General features: G+C 69.6%; 29 protein-coding genes and 3 pseudogenes. 9 read left to right on the forward strand and 23 right to left on the reverse strand.

Annotation, left to right across the window (positions count from 1 at the left end; genetic code table 11):
• Position 1: 1 nt before the first annotated feature.
• Entirely contained in the window at positions 2–886 is an 885-nt protein-coding gene (locus AB0M63_RS26345) for a helix-turn-helix transcriptional regulator (protein WP_366021135.1), read from the reverse strand.
• Between the two features lie 87 nt (positions 887–973).
• Here AB0M63_RS26345 and AB0M63_RS26350 point away from each other — a divergent pair, with 87 nt between their 5' ends.
• Positions 974–1,672: an SDR family NAD(P)-dependent oxidoreductase gene (locus AB0M63_RS26350; RefSeq protein WP_355915356.1), complete on the forward strand. Its 699-nt coding sequence runs from the start codon at positions 974–976 to the stop codon at positions 1,670–1,672.
• A 136-nt stretch (positions 1,673–1,808) separates the two neighbouring features.
• Positions 1,809–3,590 (forward strand): FAD-binding dehydrogenase, encoded by a 1,782-nt coding sequence (locus AB0M63_RS26355; protein ID WP_366021136.1) that lies wholly within the window; start codon positions 1,809–1,811, stop codon positions 3,588–3,590.
• A gap of 62 nt (positions 3,591–3,652) precedes the next feature.
• On the opposite strand, the gene AB0M63_RS26360 is transcribed toward AB0M63_RS26355, so the two are convergent.
• Positions 3,653–4,309, reverse strand: a complete 657-nt coding sequence (locus AB0M63_RS26360; protein WP_366021137.1) for a maleylpyruvate isomerase N-terminal domain-containing protein — start codon at positions 4,307–4,309, stop codon at positions 3,653–3,655.
• 101 nt (positions 4,310–4,410) lie between these two features.
• On the opposite strand from AB0M63_RS26360, the gene AB0M63_RS26365 reads away from it, so the two are divergent.
• Complete coding sequence (locus AB0M63_RS26365; RefSeq protein ID WP_366021138.1) at positions 4,411–4,866, forward strand: MarR family winged helix-turn-helix transcriptional regulator; 456 nt, start codon at positions 4,411–4,413, stop codon at positions 4,864–4,866.
• Positions 4,863–5,795 carry an NADP-dependent oxidoreductase gene (locus AB0M63_RS26370; RefSeq protein ID WP_366021139.1) on the forward strand — a complete coding sequence of 311 codons (933 nt, stop codon included), beginning with the start codon at positions 4,863–4,865 and terminating at the stop codon, positions 5,793–5,795. Before AB0M63_RS26365 ends, AB0M63_RS26370 begins: the two co-directional genes overlap by 4 nt.
• Positions 5,796–5,815: 20 nt before the next feature.
• Here the strand turns inward: AB0M63_RS26370 and AB0M63_RS26375 are convergent, their stop codons facing one another.
• The gene (locus tag AB0M63_RS26375) at positions 5,816–6,778 is read right to left on the reverse strand and encodes a helix-turn-helix domain-containing protein (RefSeq protein WP_366021140.1); all 963 of its coding nucleotides are present in this window, start codon (positions 6,776–6,778) and stop codon (positions 5,816–5,818) included.
• Between the two features lie 112 nt (positions 6,779–6,890).
• Between AB0M63_RS26375 and AB0M63_RS26380 the strand changes: the two genes are divergently transcribed.
• On the forward strand, positions 6,891–7,187 hold the full coding sequence (locus AB0M63_RS26380; protein ID WP_366021141.1) for an antibiotic biosynthesis monooxygenase: 297 nt from the start codon (positions 6,891–6,893) through the stop codon (positions 7,185–7,187).
• A gap of 21 nt (positions 7,188–7,208) precedes the next feature.
• On the opposite strand, the gene AB0M63_RS26385 is transcribed toward AB0M63_RS26380, so the two are convergent.
• The 5 genes from AB0M63_RS26385 to AB0M63_RS26405 all read right to left on the reverse strand — a co-directional run bounded on the left by AB0M63_RS26385 (position 7,209) and on the right by AB0M63_RS26405 (position 10,229).
• Positions 7,209–7,985 carry an SDR family oxidoreductase gene (locus AB0M63_RS26385; protein WP_366021142.1) on the reverse strand — a complete coding sequence of 259 codons (777 nt, stop codon included), beginning with the start codon at positions 7,983–7,985 and terminating at the stop codon, positions 7,209–7,211.
• Between the two features lie 123 nt (positions 7,986–8,108).
• Positions 8,109–8,906 carry an inositol monophosphatase family protein gene (locus AB0M63_RS26390; protein WP_366021143.1) on the reverse strand — a complete coding sequence of 266 codons (798 nt, stop codon included), beginning with the start codon at positions 8,904–8,906 and terminating at the stop codon, positions 8,109–8,111.
• Positions 8,890–9,210, reverse strand: coding sequence for a hypothetical protein (locus AB0M63_RS26395; RefSeq protein ID WP_366021325.1), 321 nt, complete (start codon positions 9,208–9,210; stop codon positions 8,890–8,892). Before AB0M63_RS26395 ends, AB0M63_RS26390 begins: the two co-directional genes overlap by 17 nt.
• The gene (locus AB0M63_RS26400) at positions 9,158–9,388 is read right to left on the reverse strand and encodes a glycerophosphodiester phosphodiesterase family protein (RefSeq protein WP_366021144.1); all 231 of its coding nucleotides are present in this window, start codon (positions 9,386–9,388) and stop codon (positions 9,158–9,160) included. The genes AB0M63_RS26395 and AB0M63_RS26400 overlap by 53 nt, the downstream gene beginning before the upstream one ends.
• Positions 9,389–9,725: 337 nt before the next feature.
• Complete coding sequence (locus AB0M63_RS26405) at positions 9,726–10,229, reverse strand: hypothetical protein (protein ID WP_356053921.1); 504 nt, start codon at positions 10,227–10,229, stop codon at positions 9,726–9,728.
• A 429-nt stretch (positions 10,230–10,658) separates the two neighbouring features.
• Here AB0M63_RS26405 and AB0M63_RS26410 point away from each other — a divergent pair, with 429 nt between their 5' ends.
• Both AB0M63_RS26410 and AB0M63_RS26415 read left to right on the forward strand, forming a co-directional pair.
• Complete coding sequence (locus AB0M63_RS26410) at positions 10,659–11,171, forward strand: metal-dependent hydrolase (RefSeq protein ID WP_366021145.1); 513 nt, start codon at positions 10,659–10,661, stop codon at positions 11,169–11,171.
• Entirely contained in the window at positions 11,171–11,743 is a 573-nt protein-coding gene (locus AB0M63_RS26415; RefSeq protein ID WP_366021146.1) for an XRE family transcriptional regulator, read from the forward strand. Before AB0M63_RS26410 ends, AB0M63_RS26415 begins: the two co-directional genes overlap by 1 nt.
• Positions 11,744–11,977: 234 nt before the next feature.
• On the opposite strand, the gene AB0M63_RS26420 is transcribed toward AB0M63_RS26415, so the two are convergent.
• The 11 genes and pseudogenes from AB0M63_RS26420 to AB0M63_RS26470 all read right to left on the reverse strand — a co-directional run bounded on the left by AB0M63_RS26420 (position 11,978) and on the right by AB0M63_RS26470 (position 20,762).
• Entirely contained in the window at positions 11,978–13,057 is a 1,080-nt protein-coding gene (locus tag AB0M63_RS26420) for a HAMP domain-containing sensor histidine kinase (protein WP_366021147.1), read from the reverse strand.
• A pseudogene (locus AB0M63_RS26425) lies at positions 13,050–13,190 on the reverse strand (response regulator transcription factor); the annotation flags it as partial. The gene AB0M63_RS26420 and the pseudogene AB0M63_RS26425, both read right to left, overlap by 8 nt.
• Positions 13,191–13,199: 9 nt before the next feature.
• Positions 13,200–13,295, reverse strand: a pseudogene (locus tag AB0M63_RS26430) (response regulator transcription factor); the annotation flags it as partial.
• Positions 13,283–13,522 (reverse strand): annotated as a pseudogene (locus tag AB0M63_RS26435) (VanZ family protein); the annotation flags it as partial. The pseudogenes AB0M63_RS26435 and AB0M63_RS26430, both read right to left, overlap by 13 nt.
• An 85-nt stretch (positions 13,523–13,607) precedes the next feature.
• Complete coding sequence (locus AB0M63_RS26440) at positions 13,608–14,849, reverse strand: serine hydrolase domain-containing protein (RefSeq protein ID WP_366021148.1); 1,242 nt, start codon at positions 14,847–14,849, stop codon at positions 13,608–13,610.
• Positions 14,850–15,088: 239 nt separating this feature from the next.
• The gene (locus tag AB0M63_RS26445; RefSeq protein WP_366021149.1) at positions 15,089–15,295 is read right to left on the reverse strand and encodes a hypothetical protein; all 207 of its coding nucleotides are present in this window, start codon (positions 15,293–15,295) and stop codon (positions 15,089–15,091) included.
• A gap of 413 nt (positions 15,296–15,708) precedes the next feature.
• Complete coding sequence (locus tag AB0M63_RS26450; protein ID WP_366021150.1) at positions 15,709–17,109, reverse strand: glutamate decarboxylase; 1,401 nt, start codon at positions 17,107–17,109, stop codon at positions 15,709–15,711.
• 197 nt (positions 17,110–17,306) lie between these two features.
• Entirely contained in the window at positions 17,307–17,825 is a 519-nt protein-coding gene (locus tag AB0M63_RS26455; protein WP_366021151.1) for a hypothetical protein, read from the reverse strand.
• 114 nt (positions 17,826–17,939) lie between these two features.
• Positions 17,940–18,962 carry an NAD-dependent epimerase/dehydratase family protein gene (locus tag AB0M63_RS26460; protein ID WP_366021152.1) on the reverse strand — a complete coding sequence of 341 codons (1,023 nt, stop codon included), beginning with the start codon at positions 18,960–18,962 and terminating at the stop codon, positions 17,940–17,942.
• Between the two features lie 34 nt (positions 18,963–18,996).
• Positions 18,997–19,716: a DUF998 domain-containing protein gene (locus AB0M63_RS26465; RefSeq protein WP_366021153.1), complete on the reverse strand. Its 720-nt coding sequence runs from the start codon at positions 19,714–19,716 to the stop codon at positions 18,997–18,999.
• Positions 19,713–20,762: an aldo/keto reductase gene (locus tag AB0M63_RS26470; protein ID WP_366021154.1), complete on the reverse strand. Its 1,050-nt coding sequence runs from the start codon at positions 20,760–20,762 to the stop codon at positions 19,713–19,715. The genes AB0M63_RS26465 and AB0M63_RS26470 overlap by 4 nt, the downstream gene beginning before the upstream one ends.
• Before the next feature lie 75 nt (positions 20,763–20,837).
• Between AB0M63_RS26470 and AB0M63_RS26475 the strand changes: the two genes are divergently transcribed.
• Positions 20,838–21,374 carry a TetR/AcrR family transcriptional regulator gene (locus AB0M63_RS26475; RefSeq protein ID WP_355915423.1) on the forward strand — a complete coding sequence of 179 codons (537 nt, stop codon included), beginning with the start codon at positions 20,838–20,840 and terminating at the stop codon, positions 21,372–21,374.
• A gap of 85 nt (positions 21,375–21,459) precedes the next feature.
• On the opposite strand, the gene AB0M63_RS26480 is transcribed toward AB0M63_RS26475, so the two are convergent.
• Positions 21,460–22,323 (reverse strand): ScbA/BarX family gamma-butyrolactone biosynthesis protein, encoded by an 864-nt coding sequence (locus AB0M63_RS26480; protein ID WP_366021155.1) that lies wholly within the window; start codon positions 22,321–22,323, stop codon positions 21,460–21,462.
• 181 nt (positions 22,324–22,504) lie between these two features.
• Here AB0M63_RS26480 and AB0M63_RS26485 point away from each other — a divergent pair, with 181 nt between their 5' ends.
• On the forward strand, positions 22,505–23,167 hold the full coding sequence (locus tag AB0M63_RS26485; protein WP_366021315.1) for a ScbR family autoregulator-binding transcription factor: 663 nt from the start codon (positions 22,505–22,507) through the stop codon (positions 23,165–23,167).
• A gap of 22 nt (positions 23,168–23,189) precedes the next feature.
• Here the strand turns inward: AB0M63_RS26485 and AB0M63_RS26490 are convergent, their stop codons facing one another.
• The 3 genes from AB0M63_RS26490 to AB0M63_RS26500 form a co-directional block, all read right to left on the reverse strand.
• A complete protein-coding gene (locus AB0M63_RS26490) occupies positions 23,190–23,852 on the reverse strand; it encodes a TMEM175 family protein (protein ID WP_366021156.1) in 663 nt (220 codons plus the stop codon).
• 361 nt (positions 23,853–24,213) lie between these two features.
• Positions 24,214–25,080, reverse strand: coding sequence for an RNA polymerase sigma-70 factor (locus AB0M63_RS26495; RefSeq protein WP_366021157.1), 867 nt, complete (start codon positions 25,078–25,080; stop codon positions 24,214–24,216).
• Positions 25,077–25,643, reverse strand: coding sequence for a carboxymuconolactone decarboxylase family protein (locus AB0M63_RS26500; RefSeq protein ID WP_366021158.1), 567 nt, complete (start codon positions 25,641–25,643; stop codon positions 25,077–25,079). The genes AB0M63_RS26495 and AB0M63_RS26500 overlap by 4 nt, the downstream gene beginning before the upstream one ends.
• Positions 25,644–25,690 lie beyond the last annotated feature (47 nt).

Raw genomic sequence — 25,690 nt, forward strand, 5'->3', positions numbered from 1 at the left:
GTCAGAGGACAGGCGCGGGAGTGCTGTCGCTCGCGTCGGCCATGGCCCGCCGTAGCCTTGCCTCGTCCGAACTGCCCGGCGCCGCCGTCAGGATGACGATCTTCAGGTCGGAGTCGCCGTCCGTCAGGACATCGCAGTCCACGTCCACGGGCCCGACCCCGGGATGATCGACCGTCTTGCGGTCCTCACGGTGTGCGGCCACTGTGCCGCTCGCCCACAACCGGGCGAACGTCGCGTTGCCCGCGGTCAGTTGACGGATCAGCTCGGCCAGTCGGGCATCGTGGGGGAAGCGACCGGTGGCGCGGCGCAGGTCGGAGACGACGGCCAGGTCCGAGCTGTCGCCGTCGCGCACCAGCACCGGCCACGAGGCGATGCGTACGTCGTCGCCGGATCCGATCGGGAATCGCTCGCGGGCGAAGTTGCGGAGTTCGGGCGGCTTGGTGGAGGGGTCGCCGAGCAGCGCCGCCCATCCGTGGTTCCACCAGATCAACTGCCAGTCGGCGGCGAACACGGCGACCGCCACGTCTGCGAGCCGGCTCAGGACGCGCCGCACGCCCGGCGGGATGCGGTCGGGGATCGGCTCGTCGTTCGGCGGGACCAGCCCGGCCATGCGATAGAGGTGGTCCCGCTCTACGGCGGTCAGCCGCAGGGCGCGCGCCAGCGAGGCGACGACCTGGGCCGAGGGCGCCGTGGACCGCCCCTGCTCAAGTCGTACGACGTAGTCGACCGACAGACCGGCGCGCTCGGCGAGTTCCTCGCGGCGCAGGCCGGCCGCGCGGCGGGACCGGCCGGACGGCAGCCCGACGGCCGACGGTGCCAGCCGCTCCCGCCAGGCCCGGATCGTCGCACCCAGACCGAGCCCCTCGTTCGTCGCCATGTCCTCCATCCTGCCCCAACTCCCGATCCTGGTAATGCCGTTCCTACGGTCGTGGCGTCCCTGGCACGGCACCGGCCCCGTGGGGACGATCGACGCATGACCACCACGTTCATCACCGGAGCCAACAAGGGTCTCGGCCACGAGACCGCCCGCCGCCTCCTCGCCCTCGGCCACACCGTGATCGTCGGAGCCCGCGACGAGGAGCGGGGCGCGGCGGCCGCCGCCGCGCTGGGCGCGCGGTTCGTCCGGATCGACGTCACCGACGACGTCTCCGTCACCGCCGCCGCGGCCGATGTCGCGGCACACGAAGGCGTCCTGGACGTCCTGATCAACAACGCCGGTGTGCACGGGCCGCACGGCGACCCCACCGACCTGACCGGCGCGGACGCGCTCGGCGTCTTCGATGTCAACGTCTTCGGCGTGGTCCGCACGACCACCGCCTTCCTCCCGCTGCTGCGCCGGTCCTCGGACCCGGTCGTCATCAACGTCAGCAGCGGCATGGGGTCGCTCGCCCTCACCCACGACCCGTCGCGGATCGAGTCCTCCGTCGTAGCGCCCCTGTACACCGCGTCCAAGGCGGCCCTCACGATGCTGACCACCCAATATGCCAAGGCATTCAAGGACGTTCGCGTCAACGCCGTCGATCCCGGCTACACGGCGACCGATCTCAACGGGCACAGCGGTCCCCAGACCGTCACCGAGGGGACGGATGCGATCGTGCGTCTCGCGACCGAGGGACCCGGTGCCGGTTCGGGCCGTTTTGTCGATCGCGACGGCCCGCTCGACCTGGCCTGAACCCCACTTCCGCAACACTCCCGACACGGCTTGGTTTCCCTGGGTGCTACCGGCGGTAACAACAGAGGTGTCGCGGCCACGCTCCACGTGTCCGCCGCACCTCCCGCACCTCCCGTACCTCTTCGGAAGGCACCCCATGGAAAGTGCGCCGTCCCCCACGGTGATCAGCAGACGAAGAGCCCTGACGGTGGCCGGCGGTGTCGCCGCCGGCGCCGCCCTCGCGGCGCACGCGGTACCGGCGTTCGCGGCCGACACCTCGGACGCCGACGCCATCGTGGTCGGCCACGGCCTCGCCGGACTGGTCGCGACGGCCGAACTGGTCGCCGCCGGCAAGAAGGTGCTGCTCCTGGACCAGGAACCCGAGTCCAACCTGGGCGGCCAGGCGTTCTGGTCCTTCGGCGGCCTGTTCCTGATCGACTCCGACGAGCAGCGGCTCATGGGCATCAAGGACTCCCAAGAGCTGGCCTGGCAGGACTGGTTGGGCACGGCGGGCTTCGACCGCGGCATCGACGACCCGACCGGCCAGGACTACTGGGCCCACAAGTGGGCCGAGGCGTATGTGGACTTCGCGGCCAACGAGAAGCGGTCCTGGCTCTACGGCCTCGGCATCCGCTGGTTCCCGATAGTCGGCTGGGCCGAGCGCGGCGGCGGCCTCGCGGACGGGCACGGCAACTCCGTGCCCCGCTTCCACGTCACCTGGGGCACCGGCCCGGCCGTGGTCGAGCCGTTCGAGAAGCAGGTGCGGGCCGGGGTCGCCAGCGGGAAGGTGACCTTCAAGTTCCGGCACCGCGTCGACGAGATCGTCCGCACCGGCGGCGCCGTCACCGGCGTACGCGGCGCGATCCTCGAACCCAGCACGGCCCAGCGCGGCAAGGCCACCTCCCGCACGGTGGTGGGCGACTTCGAACTCAGCGCCCCGGTCGTCATCGTCACCTCGGGCGGCATAGGCGCCAACCACGATCTCGTACGGCAGAACTGGCCGGCCCGGCTCGGCAACGCGCCCAAGACCATGATCACCGGCGTACCCGCCTACGTGGACGGCCGGATGCTCGGGATCACCGCGTCGGCGGGCGGCCGTATCGTCAACCCCGACCGGATGTGGCACTACACCGAGGGCCTCAGGAACTACGACCCGATCTGGCCCAACCACGGCATCCGCATCCTGCCGGGACCGTCGTCGATGTGGTTCGACGCCAAGGGCAAGCGGTTCTCCGCCCCCGACATGCCGGGCTACGACACGCTCCACACTCTGGGTTCGATCACCGCGAGCGGTTACGACTACTCCTGGTTCGTTACCACGAGCAAGATCATCGCGAAGGAGTTCGCCCTCTCCGGCTCCGAGCAGAACCCGGACCTCACCAACAAGGACATCCTGATGCTGCTCTCGCGCATCTGGCAGACGCCGGAGCCGATCGAGAAGTTCAGGAAGAACGGGGTCGACTTCGTCACCGCCTCCAGTCTCTCCGAACTGGTCCTCGGGATGAACAAGCTCACCGGCGACGGCCTGATCCAACTGGCCGACCTCCAGCGGCAGATCGAGGCACGGGACCGGGAGATCGACAACCCGTACTCGAAGGACGCCCAGGTGATGGGCATCCGCAACGCCCTTTCCTACCCGGGGGATTCACTCAGCCGCACGGCCGCGATCCACAAGATCCTGGACCCGAGCGCCGGACCGCTGATCGCCGTCCGCCTCAACATCCTCACCCGCAAGACCCTCGGCGGGCTCCAGACCGACCTCTCCGGCCGCGTCCTGGACGCCTCCGGCACACCGATTCCCGGTCTGTACGCGGCCGGTGAGGTGTCCGGGTTCGGCGGCGGGGGAGTGCACGGCTACCGCTCGATGGAGGGCACCTTCCTCGGTGGCTGCCTGTTCTCCGGCCGCCAGGCGGGACGCGCGGCGGCCGCCGCGATCTGAGTGACACGGCCGCTCTCGACACGTCGGCAACTCGGCTGCATCCACCCCGAGTTGCCGACAAGTCACCCGAGGACGAGTGGCAACTTGACGCCTAGAGCGCCCAGGTGGGCCCTCTCCGCATCCGTCGGAGCGCGCCGACCGGTACCGACGAGCAACGCGTCCCGGTCGGAGAACGAAGCGGGGAACGCGGCCCCGGCGATCCTCTCCAGCAACTCGCGTGCCCCGGCGAGCGTTTCCGCGGGCGGCCCCGGCCTGTGCGGGAGGTGTGCGACCAGGTCGAGATGGTGCAGGGCCCACTCCAAGACGTACGCGGAGAGATAGTCGCCCGCGGTGAGCACCTCGCCCTGGGTGCCGACCCGCAGGCCCGGATCGGCGAGCCGGGCGGCCCGGCCGGCGGCCGAACCGACGTCGTCCAGATGGAACTTGAGCAGCCAGGGCTCCTCGTACGCGGCGGCCAGCCGGACGATCAGTGCGTCGAGCGGGTCCTCGCCGGTGGGGGGCGTCTGCGTGACCGTCCAGTACGTCACCGCGTCGCGGGTCGGTTCCGTGTCGGCCGGAGTCACGAGGGTGATCAACACGTCCTGGGCGTCGAGGACCAGATGACAGACCAGATCCCGCACCAGCCAGCCGGCGCAGCCCGACGGGCGGGTGAAGTCCTCGTCCTCAAGGCCGGCGACCGCCGTGAGCAGCGCGGTCCAGGAGCGTGAGAAGAGATCCATCCCGGAACGCTAGGGCGACGTCACGGCGGCCCGCAAGGGGGCCAGTGCATTAGAGCTAAGATGATTAGAGCTAATGCATCTAGCGGAAAGGGGCCCCGCCCGTGGACCTGCGGCAAGTCTTCGACGACCTGGTGCGTTTCGAGACGGACCTGTGGAACGGGATCGATGCCCGGCTCCGGGACGAGTGCGGTGTGACTCTGGGCGGTCTGAACGTGCTGCTCGTCGTCGAACGCGCGGGCTCCTGCCGGGTGAACGACATAGCTGCCGCCCTCTCGATCACCGTCGGCGGCGCCAGCCAGGCCGTCGACCGGCTGGAGAGACTGGGCCACTGCACCCGTCGGCCCCACGACACCGACCGCCGCTCCTCGATCGTCGAACTGACGGCGGCTGGAGAGGAGTTGGTGACTGAGGCCGGTCCGGTATTCGACCGCGAACTGAGGACCCGGCTGGCCGCTCCACTCCCGGACGCGGCACTCGGTCACCTCGCCGATGCACTCGCCGTGCTCCGCACCGCCACCCCGCCGGCGCCAACACCCCTGACGAAGGAGACCCGATGAGCCCCGCAGCAGCACGAGCCGTGCGCTTCGACCAGTACGGCGACCGTGACGTCCTCCACGTCGACGAGGTGCCGATGCCCCACCCCGCCGCCGGAGAGGTCCTCGTCGAGGTCCGGGCGGCCGGCATCAACCCCGGCGAGGCGGCGATCCGTTCGGGCGCGATGCATGAGCGGCTCCCCGCGACGTTCCCGTCCGGCCAGGGCAGCGACCTCGCCGGTGTCGTCACCGAACTCGGCGCGGACGTAACCGACTTCGGCCTCGGAGACGAGGTCCTCGGCTTCTCCTGGGGCCGCTCCAGCCACGCCACCCACGCTGTCGTACCGGCGTCGCAGCTCATCCCCAAGCCGGCCGCCCTCAGTTGGGAGGTGGCCGGTTGCCTCTACGTCGTCGGCTGCACCGCTTGGGCCGCCGTCGACGCGGCGGCCCCCAAGCCCGGTGAGACCGTCGCCGTCTCGGCCGCCGCCGGTGGTGTGGGCACCGTCGTCGTCCAACTCCTCGCCGTACGGGGCGCACACGTCCTCGGCATCGCCTCACCCGCCAACGCCGACTGGCTGACCGCCCATGGCGCGACCCCGGTCCCGTACGGCGACCGGCTCGCCGAGACCCTCACCGCCGCCGCACCCGACGGGATCGACGCCTTCATCGACCTCTTCGGTCCCCAGTACGTCCAACTCGCCGCCGATCTGGGCATCCCCGTGGACCGGATCGAGACGATCATCTCGTTCCAGAAGGCACAGGAACTCGGCACCAGGAGCGCGGGCAGCGTCGACGCCTCGACCCGCGAGGTCCTCACCGAAATGGCCGACCTCGTCGCCTCCGGCCGTATCGAGATCCCCATCGCCGCCGCCTACCCGCTTGACCGCGTCCGCGACGCGTTCGCAGAACTCGAACAGCGCCACACGCGCGGGAAGATCGTGCTCATCCCCTGAACCGACCCGACGACCTGACATCACCTGCTGCCGCGGAGGGCCGACGTGGTCTTCCCGGTGCGCTCGCGGAGCAACACCCGCAGGGTATTGGGGTGTTCGTAACCGACCTTCCTGGAGATGGTCTCCAGGGACAGACCGGTGGTGCGCAGCAGATGGGAGGCGCGCTCGATCCGCAGGTCCTGGACGAAGCGGATGGGTGATGTGCCCATGGTGCGCTGCACGGCACGCTGCAGCGTCCGCTCGCTGACACCGATGGCGCCGGCCGCCTCGGGGATGGTGATGGGCTCGGCCAGGTGCTCCCGAGTCCAGAGTTCGAAGGCCGCGACGGTGGGATCGCTCTGGGCCAGTGCGCTGGGAATGGTGTACGCGGCCTGCGAGGGGCGTTCGTCGACCACGAGATGGCGGGCGACCAGGTCGGCGAGCGCGGGGCTTCCGGTCCGGACGATCGCCAGCGCGAGATCGACATGGCCGAACGCCGCGCCGGCGGTGGTGATGCCGTCGCAGGCGATGACCATCCGGCTGTGATCGAGGCGCACCTTGGGATAGCGGCTCCGGAACGCCGGCGACAACCACCAGGTCGTCGTGGCGCGCAGCCCGTCCAGGACTCCCGCCTCGGCCAGGAGGAAGGTACCCGCGCACGCCGAGGCAACGGGCGCACCCCGGGCGCGGGTTCGCACCACGAGGTCCCGCACCGGACGGGACTCCTCACCGCCGACCTGGTCGAGCAGCGCGGCGGCGTCGCTCTGCCCGAGCGCCGGAACGACGAGCAGATCCGCCGTCTCGGCTACCTCCAGCGGCTCGGGCGCCACGAGGAATCCGGAACCGGTCCGCACCTGCGGGGCGGGGCCGACCAGTGTCACGTTCCAGATCGGCGACGACTCGTGGATCCGCCCGCCCAGCGCGTTGGCGTAGTTCAGCACATCGAGGATGGCCGAGAGCCCCGAGTCGAACACTCCGTCGTAGACGACGACCGCTACATCCATGGCGGGAACGGTATCAACCGTGTCGTTTCTGCCGCTGATGTGATCACCGGTCGCCGCCATAGGTTCGTCGTGCGCCGGGAGCCCGGCGGTTCGTAGGCAAGGAGTGGTCACAGTGAAGGTCGGTCTGTTGGTACGCATCGAGGCCAAGCCCGAATTCGCCGACGAGGTGGAGGCCATGCTGCGCGGCGCGCAGGAGCTGGCCGAGCGGGAGGAGGGCACGGTGACGTGGTTCGCGTTCCGTGAGAACGCCACCACCTTCGGGGTCTTCGACACCTTCGAGGACGAGCAGGGACGCCAGGCACACCTGATGGGTCGGATCGCCGCGGCACTGGGGGAGGCCGCGCAGACCAAGCTGAGCGCGCCGCCGGTGATCGCCCCGGTCGACCTGCTGGGGGTCAAGGTCTCCTGAAGCCGGTACGCGGGGGTGCCGCTACGCGAAACCGCCATTGCTCATGAGGAGTTGGCCGTTGACCCACTGGCCTTCCGGTGAGCAGAGGAAGTCGACGAGGTGAGCGGTGTCCCGCGGGGTGCCGAGACGGTTCAGCGGCGTCTGGCGAACCATGTGCGCACGCCCCTCGTCCGTCATCCAACCCGTGTCCACCGGGCCCGGGTTGATGACGTTGGCGGTGACACCGAGGTGGGCGAATTCATGGGCCGCGGCGAGGGTGATGCGGTCCAGGGCACCCTTGCTCGCGCCGTACGGAAGGTTGTTCACGGTGTGGTCGCTGGTGAGGGCGATGATCCGCCCGCTTCCCGGCGTGGCGGCGAACCGCCGGCCGTATTCGCGGATCAGCAGCCAGGTGGCGCGCGCGTTGACCGCGAAGTGCCGGTCGAAGCTCTCGACGGTGGTGTCCAGCAGACCGGAGTCGACCGACTCGCAGTGGCACATCACCAGGGCGGTGACCTTGCCGAGTCGCCGTTCGACCTCGTCGAAGACCTGGGCCGGAGTGTCCGGATCGGCGAGATCCGCCTCGACGGCCGTGGTGGCGGCACCGTGTTCGGCGAGGGCATCGGCGATCGCGCCGGTGGCGCCGGGCTCGACGCCCCAGTCCATGCGTTCGTCGTAGGGAGACCAGTAGGTGAAGGCGATGTCCCAGCCGGAGGCTGCCAGCCGATCGGCGATACCCGCACCGATGCCGACGGTCCGCCCTACTCCGGTGATCAGCGCGAGGGGGCGGGCAGGTGGGCGGCCAGTGCTCGTCGTCATGATCCGAGATCGTTCATGACCGGCACCGGATCGGCAACTGCCTTTCGAACGGCGAGGAGAGGCGCGACCGGCGTCGGGGTGCCGCTCCTGAGGCACGTGACGGTCGCGGTGTTCACCAACCCGCTACCGTCCGACCGTCGTGCGCCACAACTCCTGTGCCTCCGCCGCCGCGTGTGGTGCAGCGAGCAGCAACGGTTCGTCGTACGCCGGAAGTCGGGGCATGGCCACCGCGCCCGCCTCGGTCGCGATCAGCAGGGCCGGCAGGCCGTCCACGGGGTGGAACTCGCCGATCGCGGCGGCCGTCGCCCGGCCCGCCGCGACCTGGACCAGGGAGAGGGCGGTCGAGCCCATGACGCGGGCCGTGCAGTGCCGGGCGGCGAGTTGGGTGAGCAGGGCGTCCAGGCCCGGCCAGTGCGCGTGGGCCGCCCATTCCGTCAGGAACACATGGCCGGTGAGTGTGGTGTGGTCCGCCGCGTGGATCGGGATTCCGTTCAGGTGCGCGCCCTTGCCGCGCACCGCGGTGAAGACCTCGCGCCGCCACGGGTCCGCCACCAGCCCCAGCAAGGGTGTGCCGTCCGGCTCCGCCAGGCCCAGCGAGAACGAGCACCAGCCAAGTCCGTGGGCGTAGTTGGTCGTTCCGTCCACGGGGTCGATCACCCAGTGCGGGGCCTCGTCCGACGCGCCGTCCTCGGCGCCGTACTCCTCGCCGTCGATGCCCCAGCCGGGGAACTCCCGCCGCAGCACCGCCCGCACGTGCCGCTCCACCGCCTCGTCCGTGTCCGTGACGATATCGGCCGGGCTCGCCTTCTGCCGGACCGGACCCGCGCCTCCCGCGTTCCCGTCCCGGATCGCCGCCGAGGCCCACTCCGCCAACTCCACGGCCACCCGCAGAGCCCCGTCCAGGTCATGTCCGTTCGCCACAGCTCTTCACCACTCCGTTCACGTCGTTGCTTATGATCGCGTCCGCGCCCCAGGCGAGCAGTTCGGCACGCCGGTCCGCGTCGTCCACCGTCCAGCAGCTCACCAGCACGTCGCGCGCAGGCCAGTACGCCACCGACTCCTTGCTCAGGAACCGGTGCTCGGGATTGAAGTACTGCGGGCGTACGGTCCCCAACACGCCCTCGGACGGCGGCTGTTCGCCGTACCAGGAGAGGAACAGGGAGATCCGTTCGTCACGCTCGCGGACCGCGGCCATCGCCTCCGCCGCCCCGCAGAACATGGCCACCGCGACCTCCGGGTCCCGGTAGTCGCGGTACGACGACGCCGTCCGCCGTGCGTCGCAGGTCCACCTCGATCGCGGCGGCACCCGCGCCCGCCGCTCGTCGTACGGCGTCCAGGGTGTTCTCCACCGCGGCCCACGGGTCGCCCCGGTGTGCCACGGCCAGTGTGGGCCGCGTGCTCATGACGTCTCCGCTGCTATGACGGCGGCGCTCCGCGCGGACCGGGAGGACAGGGTGGAGGTGGCGAGGAGGGCGGGACGGTGGGAACGGCCAAACGTCCGGAAGGACATGGTGGTTGCTCCGGGCACTCTGGATCGGGGGCGGAACGATCTGTTCCGGCGCACGATAGGCAGGGGTGCCGGTGGGGTTCGGGAACAACCGAATGAACAGGGACTTTTTTCCGGACGACACTTCGGCGGGCGCGGTGCGGATGTCGGTCCGGTCCTATTTCGCGAACACGCCTGCCGGACAAGGCACTTCGCCCCACCGGTCGGGCGATCGGCGGGGCGAAACGGGTGCCTCAGGCGCAGAGGACGCGTGTCTCCGGCGTGTAGACCGGGCCGCCGCTCACGTTCGTCGAGTCGCTGAACTCGGAGTAGTAGTACGAGTAGAAGCCGATGTCGCCGTTGCAGGCCGAGTCGGCGGCGATCTGGAGCGTCAGGGTCACGGTCCGGCTCTGCCCGGGCGGGATGGTGGCGCCGTAGTCCGGGCCGATGTCGGTGGGTCCGACGCCGGAGCAGGGGGTGCTGCCGGTGTCCGTCGTCAGGGCGCAGCTCGTGAAGCTGTACTTGAGGTCGGGCCGCTGGGTGGTCAGCCAGGTGGGTTCCAGCGTCTGGTAGACGAACAGGATGTCGTAGGTCTTGTTGTTGGTCAGCGTCATCGAGAGTTGCACCGCGCCGCCGGGCGTCGTGGTGGCGGAGTCGGTGGCGAAGGTCAGGTCGGCGTCCGCCGCGCTCGCACTCGGGGCCAGGCCGAAGACGGCGAGGAGGAGACCGAGGACGGTGGCGAGACCGAGGCGTCTCATACGTGGTGATCGCATGGCCCGGGAGGCTAGGCGTTGGCGCGCACCCCGTCTGCCCCATGGCCGGCGCCCCGTTCGGGATCGGCTTGATGTGTTTCTCGTGTGACAGGGGTGCGGGGAGTGTGTGAAGTGAGCGCAGGGTCGGATAGATGCACGGCACAGGGAGGGCATGCGGGGCTCGCGGGGGCGGAGGCGTGTCCTCGGGCTGTGGCGGAGTCGGCGCCACTATTGGCGCGATAGCGGGCGATCGGATGCGTTGATTAAAACGAACGATGCGTTCGACGCTACCTGGAGCAGGTCGATACGCGGGTGATCGCGGTCGGCGAGAGGGACGGAACGCCATGGGCTGCCGTCGAACACTGTCCGTTCCATCCGCAGGGCGGGGGCCAGCCCGCGGACCGGGGGTGGCTGGAGGACACGGAGATCGTTCCGGTGCGGGACCGCGAGTCCGGACTGGTCGTGGTGACGGCGGCCGGGGACGGCGGCCTGCCGTCCCTCGCCGTGGGGGAGCGGGCGCGGGCCCGCATCGACCTGAGGACCCGGATGCTGCACGCCGCGCTGCACACCGCCGGGCATCTCGTCGAGGCGGTCGGGCGGGCGCAGGGGTGGGAGATGGCCGGGAGCATCCACTTTCCCGGCCAGGCCCGGATCGAGTTCCAGGCGCCCGACACGGACGCGCGGCTGGCCGACCCGGAGGGACGGGAGGAGGTGACCGCCGTCCTGCGCTCCGCGGTGGCGGACGCGGTCGCCGATGATCTGCCGGTCGCCGCTGGGCACTTCTCCGACGGGCGGCGCGTGGTGCGTCTCGGCGCGCTGCACTCCGCGCCCTGCGGGGGCACGCATGTCCGCAGCCTCGGGGACTTGGCCGACGTAGGGCTGCCGACGCTGAAGGTCAAGAAGGGCCGTATCCGCGTGTCCTACACCGCGACCCACCGGAGCCGTTGATGACGCCTCCGTCCGGCCGCCAACCGGTGAGCAGCACCGCGGCCGCCGTCGGCGCGAAGATCCGGCTGCGCCGTCAGCAGCGCGGGATGAGCGCCGCGGAGATGGCGCGGCGCGCCGGGCTGAGCAAGGCGACGCTGTCGCAGTTGGAGGCCGGCAACGGCAATCCGACGATCGACACCCTCGACGCCATCGCCATCGCCCTGCGGATCCCGATCGCCGACCTGCTGGCGCGTGACGCGGACACCGGGCCGGTCTTCCGCCGCGGCACGGACATCGAACCGGGCGAGCTCTCCAGGGAGTTGCTACGTCGGATCAGCAGTGGCAACAGTCTGGAGATCTGGCGGTTGGGTATTCCGCCGGAGACGGAGTTGGCGGGGGTACCGCATGCCACCGGCACTGTCGAGCATTTGCTGGTCGCCACCGGGAACGTCACGGCGGGGCCGGTCGAAGCGCCGCAGGACCTTGGTCCGGGCGACATGCTCGCCTTTGCCGGAGATGCGCCGCACTTCTACCGGACCGATGCCGAGGAAGTCGATATCACCGTGGTGATCGCTTCCCCCATCAGCACCTGAGACCGATGAACTCCCGTGCAGATGGCGCAGGCCGTCGCCGATGCGGCCGCCGGGCAGGTCCTGCCGTACGGCACCGCATGATTGACGACCGGGCCGGCCGGCCGCAGCGTTGGCGGGCACGAGGCCGCCGACAGTGCTTCGGCTCCAGGTGTTCGCTCCGGAGGTCGACGTCGGCGCTCGGCCTGATTGCCAGGAACGGCGCCGGCCCGAGCGGGCCCGCTCGGGGAACGACGCCTACGGCGTGCCGGGAAGCCTGACCGTGACGAGGAGGCCGCCGGCGGGGCTGGGGACGAGGTCGAGGGTCCCGTCGTGGGCGCGGACGATGCTGTGCACGATGGCCAGGCCGAGGCCGACGCCGGCGTATTCGTCGGTGCGTACCCGTTCTGTTCCGCGTTGGAAGGGTTCGATGAGGGTCGGTACCAGTTCCGGTGGGAGCCGGCGACCCGTGTTCTCGACGCGCAGCACGCTCGTGTCGCCGTGCGCCTCGGTGTGGACCGTTACGGCGCCATCGGCGGGGAGGTTGTGGACGATGGCGTTCTGGACGAGGTTGGTCACTATCCGCGTCAGGAGCTCCGCGGAGCCGCTGGTCTGAGCCGGTCCGCCGGTGACGTCCAGCGTGATCCGGCGCTGTTCTGCGAGGGGAAGCAGCGTTTCGGCGGCTTCTTCGGCGATGAGGGAGAGGTCGACGCTCTCGCGGGTGAGGATTCCGCGGTCGCCGCGACTGAGCAGCAGGAGGGCCTCGGTGAGGTCGGTCGCCCGCTGGTTGACCGTATGCAGGCGTTCGATGAGTTCATCCCCTTCCCGCGTGGGGTCCTTGCGGGCGACGTCGAGGAGCGTCCGCGAGATCGCCAGCGGGGTGCGCAGTTCGTGGGAGGCGTTCGCGGCGAATCGCTGCTGCTCGGCGAGGTGGGACTCCAGTTGTTCGAGCATCGAGTCGAACGCGTCGGACAGTTCACGGAATTCGTCCTGGCGGCCCTTCATGCGGATCCGGTGGGACAGCGATCCCTTCTCGGTCGTCCGGGCCGCATCCGTGATCTGTGTGAGCGGTGAGAGCATCCGGCCGGCGAGGATCCATCCTCCGAGGAGTCCGAAGACGAGCAGGAAGACCATCGCCGCGGCTGCGGCGGGGACGAAGACTTGCAGGAGGACGTAGCGGTTGGGTGCGATCCTGAGAAGACCAACATCGCTGTCCGGTACGTAGCGCAGCAGGAACACCCACACCACGGCAAGCAGGAGAACGCCGGCGAGCAGAACGAATCCGGCGTAGCTGAGGGCGAGTTTCAGTCGAGCGCTGAGCCCTGGGCGTCTATGCATACGTACTGCCGGGGGCGACGGTGTGCATACCGGTGTCGATCCGGTTGCCGACGCCGGGCACCGTGGCGATGATCCATGGTTCGCCGAGCCGTTCACGCAGTGCGGAGACGGTGATGTGCACGGCGTTGGCGAAGTGGTATTCGTCGCCGGAGATGTCGGCGGCAACCGCCTCCAGCCGCAGACCGTCACGGACCGCCTCGGCCAGGTAGGGCTTGTCCTCCACGATCAGTACGTGCATGCGTGAAGCCTATTGTCATCACGAAATCGGCGCCGACGGGTGCGCAGAGGCTGGTCCGACGGCATCTCCGCCGTAGTGCGCCACCGGCGGCGCGACGCCAGCCCCGACAGCACGGCGCCGGCGGCGTTGACCAGTACGTCATCCACGGACGACACCCTGTCCAGCCGCAGGACGTACTGTGCGGTCTCGACCAGGACCGAGCAGCTCGCCCCGAGTACCAGGATCCGCAGCGGCAACAGACCCACCCGGCCGGCGAACATGGTCCGGCTGGGCAGTGCTGACGGGGAGGGGCTGTGGTTCATGTTCTCCACCTCAGCCGCCCGCCCCACCGGAGGGCGCGGCGCCGGTGATGGCCTGCGTCTGCCGCTGGATGATGTCGGCCAGGCTGTCGGAGTCGCGGTTGATGAGGGTGACGGCGACCCAGCCGGTGTACGGGTAGATGCTCCAGTTGGCGCCGACACCAGGGTTTCCACCGGCACGCTGGTACTCCCACTGGCCGTTGACGATGTCGATCGCGAGCCCGTACGCGCCGAACGATGTCGGCCCGTGGGGGATTTTGGCCCCGAAGAGCACGTCGGCCCAGGGCCGGTCGAGCACCGTGCCGTCGGTCAGCGCCCGCGCGAACCGGGCCAGATCCGGCGCGGTGGCGAAGCCGCCGTCCCCGGGGGCGTCGATGAAGGTGCGACCCGGGTTCTTGCCGAGTACGTCCGGGTAGGGGCTGCCCTGGTCCAGGTTGCGGAGCGCGTCCACCACGCTGCCGTCGGCCAGTTCCATGTACGGGTGCGCGATGTGCGGGTCGGTGAGCCACTGCGGCCTGGTGCAGAACGCCGAGCTGGTCATGCCGCAGCGCTTGAAGATGTTCTCCCGGACGTAGTCCCAGTACGTCGTGCCGGCCACGGCCTCCACGATCAGCGCGGAAATGGTGACCTCCGCCTCCGCGTGGGCGGAGTCGGGAGTGCCCGGGACGCCTACCAGTTTCGCCTGCCGGGCCCGCTGCTCGTAGTACTCGCGAACCTCGTCCCGGCTCTGGAAGACGCGTTGCACGTCCTCATCCGGGGAATCCAGCCCTGATGTACCGGACAGCAGGTGGTGGATGGTCACCTGCTCGGCGATGTCCTCGGCGAAGCCGGTCAGGTGGGCGCCCACCGTGTCCGACAGCCGCAGCTTGCCCTGCTGCGCCAGCTGCAGGACGGCCACGGCGTGGAACGGCTTGCCCGCCGAACTGAGGCTGAACGCGATGCCCTCGCGGTTGGGGATCCCCTTCTCCTCGTCGGCCATGCCGTAGCTGCGAGACAGGACCGTGCGGCCCCGGTGTGACAGCAGCACCACGCCGGAGAACTTGCCCTCGTCGGCCAGTTGCGCCACGTATCGGTCGTAGGCTCCGCCGGGCAGGGTGTCCGGCGGGACCCGGTCGTCCCCGGCCGAGTCGGCGTGGCCGATGCCGGCGCCCACCAGTGGCACGCCTGCCGCCACTACGCCGGCGGCAGCCAGCCCGCCCCATCCGAACAGCCGCCGCCGGTCGACGCCCTGCACCGAATCCGTGTCTAAGAACACGGTCCTTTCCCGGTCGGACGGATCTGGCGCTGACAGTGATGCGCTCTGGTTCATGCTTCCACTGAAGGCGTACGGCTGTTGCGCCGGCGTATGCGATTTTCGATACGCCCGCGATATAGGGAGCCTGGGCCATCCTCGAATGTGCTGGTCGTGGGCGGCTGTCTCGGAGGTCCTGTCGAGGATCCGCCAGTTCTTCAGATGCGCGAGGCTGTGTTCGACAGGGGCGAGACCGACCGCCTTCAAGTCAGGGCGCCCTTGATGAGCACAACCTCCCCGCCCCGCCTGGCCATCTTGCGCAGTGCGCGGCCCAGCCGTGAGGCCCTCGCGGCGAGCAGGCGCTGGTCGTGCCGCAGCATCGCCGGCACGAGCACCGCGATCCGCCCCGGCGGCAGCGACCGTAACGGGGAGTCGATCGCCTTCAGGTGGGAACGCGCAGTGCTGGTCACAGGCGCACGGTGAAGCGGCCGTGCTTGCCCCTCACCGCCGCCTCCAGCCCCAGGACCTCGCCGACCTGCCTGACCGTGACCGCCCGTCCCGCCCGCGTTGCGCACGATGGCCAGGATGCGCTGGTACTCCGACGGCAGCGCGTCCCGGTCCACGCAGGCCCCACGGCGCGGGACCAGCAGCACCCCACGCCCGCCCGTCCGCCGCCCTCTGCATCGTCGGCGGCACGGTCGCGGTTTCCGCGGCGCGTTGTTCGGGCATCCGGCACAACCACCCCGGCCCGTGCTGTCTGTCAGTGAGCCACGGCCTGGGCGCACCCATACCACAGCCACGGGGCGGGATACCGTGCGCTGCGGTACGGGCGTGACCGGCGAACTCCCGTTGCGTCAGGGCAAGTTGGTGCCGACCGTCGTTGTCAGGCGATGACGAGGGACTGGCGCGGAGCCGTCGGTGTCGGTCGGGCGGTGTGGAGGCCCCTGGTGACTTCGGTCAGGTCGGCGATGAACATGCCGGCGAGTTCGGCGGTGAACCCGGTGCGTACCACCAGGCGTAGGACGGAGACGTCCTGGCAGGGTGCGGGGAAGCTGTAGGCGGGCAGATGCCAGCCGCGTGCGCGCATGGCGTGGGAGATGTCGAACACCGTGAATTCCTGGGTGCCGGGGGCCAACCGGAAGGCGAAGGCCGGGAGTTCGGAGCCGTCCGTGATCAGTTCGAAGGGGGCGATCGCGCGGATGCGAGCGGCGAGTGCGCGGGCCGTGGTCCGGCTCTGGGACGCCAGATTCCGCAGCCCTTCGAAGCCGTAGCGAAGGAAGCTGTAGTACTGCGCGACGACATGCGCGCCCGGGCGGGAGAAGTTGAGGGTGAAGCTGGGCGAGCTGCCGCCGAGGTAGTCGACCTCGAACACCAGGTCGTCGGGGAGGGCTTCGGCGTCGCGCCACAACGCCCAGCCCAGGCCGGGGAAGACGTGCCCGTACTTGTGTCCCGAGGTGTTGATGGACGCGACGCGTTCGAGCTGGAAGTCCCACATGAGTTCCGGATCGAGGAACGGGGCCACCATGGCGCCGGACGCGCCGTCGACATGCACGGGGATGTCGGTGCCGGTGGCCGCCTGGTATCCGTCCAACGCCATGCAGATGTCGGCGACCGGCTCGTAGGAACCGTCGAACGTCGAACCGAGGATGGTCACGACGCCGATGGTGTTGTCGTCGCAGTACGCGGTGAGCGTGTCGGCGGTGAGGTGGTAGCGGCCCGGCTCCATCGGGACGTAACGCGGTTCCACCTCGAAGTAGTTGGCGAACTTCTTCCAGCACACCTGGACGTTCGCGCCCATGACGAGGTTCGGGCGCGCGGTGTCCTTGCCCTGGGCGCGCCGGCGCTCCTGCCAGCGGCGCTTGAGCGCGAGTCCGCCGAGCATGGCGGCCTCGCTCGAACCGGTGGTCGAGCAGCCGCGGACCTGCTCCGGGTGCGGCGCGTGCCAGAGCCGCGAGAGCATCCGTACACAGCGCTCCTCCATCGCCGTGATCTGCGGGTACTCGGCGCGGTCGGCGAGGTTCTTCTCGGCGGTCTCGGCCATCAACTCCCTTGCCTGCGGCTCCATCCAGGTCGTCACGAACGTGGCGAGGTTGAGACGCGCGTTGCCGTCGAGCATCAGCTCGTCGCGTACGCGGCGGCAGACCAGGTCGGGCGCCGACGACGACTCGGGCAGTTCGTCGACCGGCAGCAGCAGGTCGACGGCGGGCGGCTGCCCGATGCCGCGCGAAACGGCCGGGGCGTCGAACTCGGCTTCGGGCATGACGTCGGTATGCGGGATGGGCATGAGTGTCTGGATGCCTTTCTGGTCCGTGCGGCCCCCGTGCACTCCGACGCTAGATCGCCAGGCGGTACGGCGTAGGTGCCGATTACACCGATCCAGTGATCGATTTGCGGACTGATGAACTGGATTTTCCCTGGTACATACTGGCCATTACTTTTTCCGGTGATTTCGGGTGGGCGGCGAGACGCGCACGCCGACCTTCACGGCATGGTCTCGTCGAGCGTGCGCAACGGATCCGAGGTGAGGAGGGTCGGCTCGGTTAGCGTGGCCTCGTAGGCACGGCGGTCGAAAGTGAAGGGGCCGATGGCGAGTTCGCCCCACTCCTTGCGGAAGGGCTGCCGGAACGTGGACCAGGTGACGGCGTCGGGAGTGCCGTTGATGACCGTCAGGAGGGGCCAGCAGCCCCAGATACCGCAGGAGCAGCCCAGCACCGGGGTCGTACCGGCGGCGGGATCGGCGAAGCTCGGTGCCGGGGCGCCGAGGAAGTGGCGTACGGGGTCGTCGATCTCGGAGACGCTGAGACCGCCGTGCTGGGCGAGCAGGAAGCGTTCCTCCTCGGCCGGGCCCTCGTCCTCGATCTCCTGACGCCAGAGGCCGCGAGTGGCGTCGGCGGCGTGCGCGCGCAGATCCCTGCCGTCGATACGGACACCCCACTGGAGGTCCAACGGCCGCTCATTGTCGGGGTAGTTCAGGAACTCGACATGCTGCGTGGCTGTCATCCTGCGAGAGGAGGACTGTCCTGCGCGACGTGTTGTGGGCCCAGACTGAGTGCCTGGGACTCGCTGTTCCGTCTGGCCGAGGGCATGTTGTCGCAGCTGTCGGTTGCGGGCCGGTCAGGTCCCGATGCCGTGGGCGAGGAGGCTCTCGGCGGTCTCCGCGATGGTGTCCTCGATGGGACGCGCTCGCCACCCGAGGAGCTTCTCCGCTTTGCTGCTCGTGGCGTCGAGATCCTGGCCGAGCTGGTGCTTGAGCAGGCGCAGTTCCGGATTCACGATGCCCAGGGTGCGGGCGACCCATACGGGCAGTTCACGGGTCGGGGCCTTCGCGGCCCGCTCACCCAGGCGGTCGTGCAGAACGCGTGCGATGTCGATGACGCGCAGGCTGTGTCCGGCGATGGCGAGGAAGCGTTCGCCGGCGGCCGCCGGATCGGTCATCGCGCGCAGGTGCAGATCCGCGACGTCGCGCACGTCGACGAAGCCCATCCCGAAAGGAGGGCACGCGGGAACCCGTCCCTCAAGCATTCTGCGAACCAGTCGGAGGGACGGCGGGTCGTCCGGGCCGAGGAGCGGTCCCAGGACCCCTACGGGATGAACCGCCGCCAGTTCCAGACCGCCGCCTTCGTCCTGGACGAACTGCCAGGCCGCGCGTTCGGCGAGTGTCTTGGACCGTTGGTAGGGCGGTATGTCGCTGTCGACGTCGGTCCAGTCCTCCTCGGTGAACGGGGTCGAGCGCGGAGGGTGTCCGATCCCGATGGCGCCGAAGGCGCTGGTCAGGACGGTTCGGCGCACTCGGGCGTCGCGGGCGGCGCGCAGCACCCGCAGGACGCCCTCGCGGGCCGGTCCCACCAGGTCGTCGTCGTTCGTCGGTGTATGGCGCAGGGTCGGCGAGGCGACGTGGAGGACGAAGTCGCAGTCGGCGACGGCGGCGTCCCAGCCGTCGGGGCGTTCGAGGTCGGCGCGTACGACCGTGAGCCGGTCGTCGTCGAACGGCGCGGCCGAGTGCAGCCAGGAGCGCAAGTCCGGCTCGCGCCGCAGGTCGCGGACCGTGGTGCGGACGGTGTACCCGGCGTCGAGCAGGGCCTGAACGCACCAGCTCCCGATGAATCCGGTTCCTCCGGTGACCAGTACGCGTGTCATGCGTGTCTCCTCTACTTGTGTCATGTGTGTCTCCTCAGCTCTCGACCAGTGCGGTAAGAGGGGTCGGCGGGTGCGTCGCACAATGCCGCTGGGCAGCGGCCACACTGCTTCCGAGGAGGGCGTGGCCGATCATGATCGGGTAGATCACGGCGCGTTCGAAGAGGCCGACGTTCCACATCCAGCCGGTGAACACGTCGGTCATGAAGAGGGGGAACGCGACCAGTCCTACGGTGCCGAAGGTGATGCTCGCGATCGACCGGCCCTTGGTGAGACCGATGCGCGTTCCGCTCGCTCCGACGACGATCGCCATGATGTTGCCCGCCAGCATGACGCCCTGCGCGCCGAAGGTGTGGAAGGCGATCAGGCCGTTGTCGACGTTGGCGTTGGAGCCCTGAAAGATGCCGACGAGTGAGACCCCGACGCCGGCGAGGACGGAGAGGATCACGATGCTGATCGCGCGGGTGCCCTTGCGCGGATCGAACAAGAGGAACGCGCCGGTGATCAGGAGGCTGCCGTAGATCACCCAGCCGGTGTCCATGACGGCGCCGAGGGGGGAGTTGGCGACCTGTCCGAACGCGGTCTGCGGCGGACCGGTGAGGCCGAGGTGGCTGACCCAGTTGTACAGGGGCGAGTACGGCGGGTCCTGCCATGCCGCGGCGGTGATGAACTCGGCGACCCAGGACACGAGCGGGCCGAGAAGGATGAGGAGGGCTCCGGCGCGGGCAGCGGCACCCGAGCGGACGATGGGGTTCACGCCAGGGCCATGCCCGGGACGCGTCGGCGGATGGCCTCCATCTCGGCTTCGTCCGAGATGCCCTGCCAGTCGTAGCGGGGGGTGTAGGGGGCCTCCAGGGCGCGCACTTCGTCGTCGGTGAGCTCGATGTCGAGGGAAGCGACGGCCTCGTCGATCTGCCGGACCGAACCGGCGCCGACCAGCGGCGCGGTGACGACCGGTTGGCGTCGCAGCCAGGCCAGCGCGATCTGTGCGCGGCTGACGCGGTGGGCGTCCGCGACCTGCCCGACGGCGTCGAGGATCGCGTGGTTGGACGCCTCCTGCTCGGGCGAGTACAGAAGGTCCGCGTAGTCGCCGTCCGTCTCGGAGCGCGCCGTCGAGCGGGCATCGTCCCACGCGCGGGCGAGGCGGCCGCGGGCCAACGGCGACCAGATGATCGTGCCCACGCCCTCGTCCAGGCACAGCGGGATCATCTCCCGCTCCTCCTCACGCGCGAGCAGGTTGTAGTGGTCCTGCATCGACACGAACCGAGCCCAGCCGTTCTCCTTCTGCAGGCGCAGCGCCTTCGCGAACTCCCACGCGTGCATGGACGAGGCACCGAGATAGCGGACCTTGCCGACCCTCACGAGGTCATTGAGCGCCTCCAGGGTCTCCTCCCATGGGGTGGAGCGGTCGTTGCGGTGGATCTGGTAGAGGTCGATGTAGTCGGTGCCGAGGCGGCGCAGGGAGTGGTCGACCTCGGTCATGATCGCCTTGCGCGACAGGCCGCGTCCGTTGGGTCCCAGCCGCATCGGATGGCGCAGCTTCGTGGCGATCACCACGGCATCGCGGTCGGCGAAGTCCTTGAGCGCGCGGCCGAGGATCTCCTCGCTGGAGCCGTTGGAGTACATGTTCGCGGTGTCGAAGAAGTTGATCCCCGCCTCCAGCGCGTGCCTGATGAGCGGGCGCGCCTCCTGTTCGCCCTTCGACCAGACGGGGTGCCCGCGGTCGGGTTCGCCGTAGGTCATCGCGCCGATCGCGATCGGGGACACGTCGAGACCGGTCATGCCGAGCTTGATGTATCGCATGACGCTCCTTAGAGTATGTGGAGAGCTCTCCGCATAACGTAGTGGAGAACTCTCCACTTAGCAAGGTGAGGTCCTGTGGTCCGCTCAGACGCCCGTGAGAACAGGGCGCGCATCCTCGCCGCCGCACGCGAAGCGCTCGCGGCGGACGGCAGTACGTCGATGAACCAGATCTCCCAGCGCGCGGGAGTCGGCGCCGGCACCCTGTACCGCAACTTCCCCACCCGCGAGTCGCTGGTCCTGGCCGTCTACCAGGACGAGGTGGCCCGCATCGTCGGCACCGTGCCCGGCCTACTGGCCCGGCTGCCTGCACTGGAAGCGCTCCGCGACTGGACGCTCGACCTCGTCGAGGCCATGCGCAGAAAGCACGGCCTCGGGGACGCCCTCGGCCCGGGCGCGCACCAGACGATCAGTGAGCAGAGCTACGGGCCGGTCATCGCCGCGATCACAGAGCTCCTCGATGCCGGCAAGAAGGACGGAAGCATCCGCGTGGACGCCGACCCCGGCGACTTCCTCCAACTCACCGGCGCGTTGTGGCGCGCCGCGTCCAGCCCCGAGGACCGGGCGCCCCACATGCTCGCGCTCATCCTCGACGGACTCCGCGCGCACCGGTGAACGGCGCGCGGGCCTCGCTCCGCGCCGGGGTTCGGGAGCAGGCACCGACGGCCGGTTCATGTCGTTCGGTGCTGCTGCCGAGGACTTACGCCTCCGTCGCGAACGACAGTGTGCCGGCGGCCGTCGTATCGCCGTCCTGGGTGACCTGGAAGGCCCAGCCGTCCTCGGCCCGTCCGCACTCGATGTGCGCGGGCGAGTCCCATTCGGTGAAGCGCAGGGCCCGCATGTAGCAGCCGCTCAGCCGCCCGGCGGAGGCGCCCGCCAGGCACGCCGCCTGTCGGGCGGCCTCCAGCAGCACCATGCCGGGGACGTGGTCACTCGGGTGGTCGAAGAACCGCGGGTGACGAAGATCGGCGGGCGCCACCAGCAGGGTCCCGGACGGGTCCTGGACCAGCATCACGCCACCGGGGGACGGGGCTGACACCTCGGTGTGCGACGGCCGCCGGTGTACGTGGTCCGGTACGGGGCCGGCGGCGGCGTACGGTCCGCGGAAGGTGTCGTACTCCTCCTCGGAGAGGACGCGGACCCGTCCGAAGGCCGAGCCGAACTCCCGCCCGGCGGCGGAGAATTGCATCCGCACGCTCAGCGCGACCGGCCACGGCACGGCGACCACGCGGCGGACGTCGTACACCTCCGCGTGGCACACCACATCGGTGGCCCCGTAACCGACCACCGGCTCCGCGCTGCTGTCGAGCCGGAAACCGACGCTCCTGATGACGGGCCTGCTGGTGCCGGGGGCGCCCAGGAAACGCTGGCAGAGGTACAGGCCGACCTGCCGGATGGTCTCGGCGGCCAGCATCGGATCGTGCCGCTCGTCGGATCCGGTACCGGGCGTGGCGTATGAGCGTGGCCACTGGGCGGCGAGGAGAAAACGGCCGTCGGCCAGCGCCAGGGCGTCGGTGAGCAGTACTTCGGCGACCGCTTTCCGGTGCACGAGAGTCCGGGACACGCACCTGTCCCAGCTCAGTGTCAGCCGTTCCGGACCGGCTTCGGGAGGTGCGGGAAGATGTGATTCGGTCATTAAATAATAGAAGCTATGGCTTTTTGGCATGCGTCCGGGAAACGACCGCATGTCGGCTAGATTCACCGGAAAAGACGATCCGACACGGAGGACAGGGGCGACCGAGAAAATGCAGGAACGTGCGGAAGTCACCCGGCGAGCTGTTCTGGCGACGGCCGCGGTGCTGTTCGAGCAGCACGGGTACGTCGGTACGAGCATCAGCGACGTGGCGCGTACGAGCGGTTACACCAGCGGTGCGATCTATTTCCATTTCGGCAGTAAAGAGGGGCTGGCCCGGAGCGTTCTGGAAGCCCATTTCGCCGAATGGCCGCGATTCGTGGAGCACTGGGAATCTCGGGACGCGCCCGTTCTCCACCGGTTGGTGGGTCTCAGCCTCGCCGTGGCCCGGGAATTTCGCGACAACGTGATCGTCCGTGCCGGCAACCGGCTCTGGAGCGAGCGCGGGACGATCCCGGTCTCCCTGCCCCGGCCCTTCGTGGGGTGGATCGACGCCACCGCACGCATCCTGACCGCCGCCGACGCAGCGGGAGAACTGGCCCCCGCCACGGATGTCGAGCGCACCGCGCGCGTCCTCGTCTCCAGCTTCTTCGGCACCCACACCGTCTCCGACGCGCTGAACGACCGCCGCAACATCGAGGAGGCGGTGAGCGATCTGTGGATGCTGCTGCTGCCGGGCCTACAGGCTTCGCCCACGGACCCGGTGAAGTGTCTGGCGGGGGCCAGGGGACTGCTGGCGGAGTCTCTGGGGTGGGCGACGCCGAGTGTGACGTGACGTGATACGAACCGCCGGCCGCTCAGTCCTCCGACGGCTCTTGCCCGGAGCGGCTTCGGCGTGCGTCGACGATCGAGTCGACGACCGGTACCACGATCCAGCACAGGTACGCCCAGCCGGTCAGGAGCGAGACCGGGATCGAGACCACGAAGCCCAGCGCCACCATGCCGATCCGGCGGATCGTCCGGGAGAACACCTCGGTCGGAGTGCCCACGCGGTACAGGTCGTCACGCGCTACCTCGCGGACCATCAGTATGAACAGGAGGCAGGCCGCGAACTGCACGACGGCGTAGAAGACGAACCGGACCTGGAACGCTCCCTCGCCACCGATCACGTCCGTCGCGAACGGGGTGATCACCAGCATGAGGAGCCAGTACATGGTCAGGGACGACAGCCGGGTGTTCGTCGCCGTGACGTAGCGGAACACCCGGTGGTGCGAGCGCCAGTGCGCGGCGATCACCACGAAGCTGATCATGAACGCCAGATAGCTCTCGCGGTGTGACGTGGCCGAGTGCCACAACTCGGAGTTGGTCTTCCCCTCCGGTACCGGCAGCTCCAGAGCGAGCAACGTCAGCGCGATGGCGACCACCGCGTCCCCGAAGAACGTGAGGCGGTCGGCGGAGACCGCCCGGATCTCCATGTCCTGTTCCCCGGACGGCAGTTCTTGATCAGTCGAGACATCCATGGCAGCAGAGGATGCCACAAGCGACGCGGGGCCCGGCCGGGGGAGTGGTACTGCGGGTCCTAGCCGCACGGCTGGTCGTCGGCGTGCCGTCAAGAGGATCATCGAATGACGGCGATCGCGCAGAACGGACAGCCACATGGCCGTGGCCTACCTCGCACAGCCCGAGCATGGGACGAGCGCAATCTCGTCGCCGGTATGTTTCCGGCAGATCGGCGCACGCGGGCGGGAACCGATCGGGGCCTGGCCGGAAACGGATCGGCTTGGCCATCCCCTCGTACGCCCCGCTGACGGCCGTGTCGGTCGTAGTGCTCGAATGCCTCAACTCCCCCTCTACAACGCGACGTTCGGGGCGTCGGCCGATTCACCTGACGAGTTCGGTGGGCTTGTCCAACTGCGTCAGCTTCCGTGGGTTGCGCACCACGTAGATCCGGGTGACCCGGCCGTCCTCGACCACGACACTGATCGCGGACGGCTCGCCGTCGATCTCGATCCGGCCCGCGGGCTCGCCGTTGAGCCACACGGGCACGGTGTCGAACGCGGCCACCAACTGGTGCGCGCGGGCGAGGATCGGCGCCACCGTCTCGGCCCCGAGGATCGGCGTGAGCGCGGCGGCGACCACCCCTCCGCCGTCGGTCACCAGCACCACGTCCGGTGCCATCACCGCCATCAACTCCTGCAACTGCCCGGTCCGCAGGGCGAGCAGGAACCGTTCCACCACGGCCTGCTGCTCCGAGCGGCTCACCCGCACCCGTGGCCGCCGGGCGGCCACGTGCTCCCGGGCCCGCCGCGCCACCTGCCGTACCGTCGCCGCGGACTTCCCGATGACCTCGGCGATCTCGCCGTACGGCAGCTCGAAGACCTCGCGGAGCACGAACACCGCCCGCTCGGTGGGCCCGAGCGTTTCCAGCACGGTCAGCATCGCGATCGACACGCTCTCCGCGAGCTCGACGTCCTCGGCGACATCGGGGCTGGTGAGCAGGGGCTCCGGCAGCCACTCGCCCACGTACTCCTCGCGCCGGCGCGACAAGGCGCGCAGCCGGTTGAGCGCCTGCCGGGTGACGATCCGGATCAGATACGACCGCGGGTCCCGCACCTGTGACCGGTCGACGTCCGCCCATCGCAGCCAGGACTCCTGCAGCACGTCCTCCGCGTCGGCGGCCGACCCGAGCATCTCGTAGGCGACGGTGAACAGCAGGCCGCGGTGGGCGACGAAGGGGTCCTCGGTCATGCCGTCGTCTTCCCCGCCCGTGCGGCCAGCGGGATCTCGCAGGCGGCGGAGTAGCCCTGCGAGGTGATCCCGTGCGCGGTGTTGCACCTGGCCGCCAGGTTGGCGAAGCCGATGTACACGGTGAGTTCGACCAGCGCGGCGGGGCCGAGCCGGTCCAGCAGACTCTTCGACAACTCGTCGGTGACGGTGGTCGGCGTGTTCGTCATGGCCTCCGCGAACTCCAGCACGTCCCGCTCCAGCGGCGAGAACACCTCCGACTCCCGCCAGCGCGGCACCTGGCTGGCCTTCGTCGGGTCCATGTCCTGGTTCAGCGCGAGGAAATAGTTGATGTCGAGGCACCAACTGCACCCGACCTGTGCGGCGACGGCCATGTGCGCGAAGGTCTTGAGGCTCGCGTCGACCGCGTCCCAGGTGCCCACCCTCGCAGTGAACTCCTGGTTGGCGGCGGCGAGTTCGGGATGGTGCCACAGCACTTCGACGGGCTCGGGCACGGACCCCAACTGCTTGATCATGGTCTCGCGGAGGTCGACGGGCAGCTCGGCCTTCGGGATACGTAGCGTCACGGTGTTCTCCTAGTTCGTGTCCCTGTTGGGCGGTCGGACATGAAGAC

The sequence above is a fragment of the Streptomyces sp. NPDC051576 genome (genome assembly GCF_040681835.1).
Classification (GTDB): Bacteria; Actinomycetota; Actinomycetes; order Streptomycetales; family Streptomycetaceae; genus Streptomyces.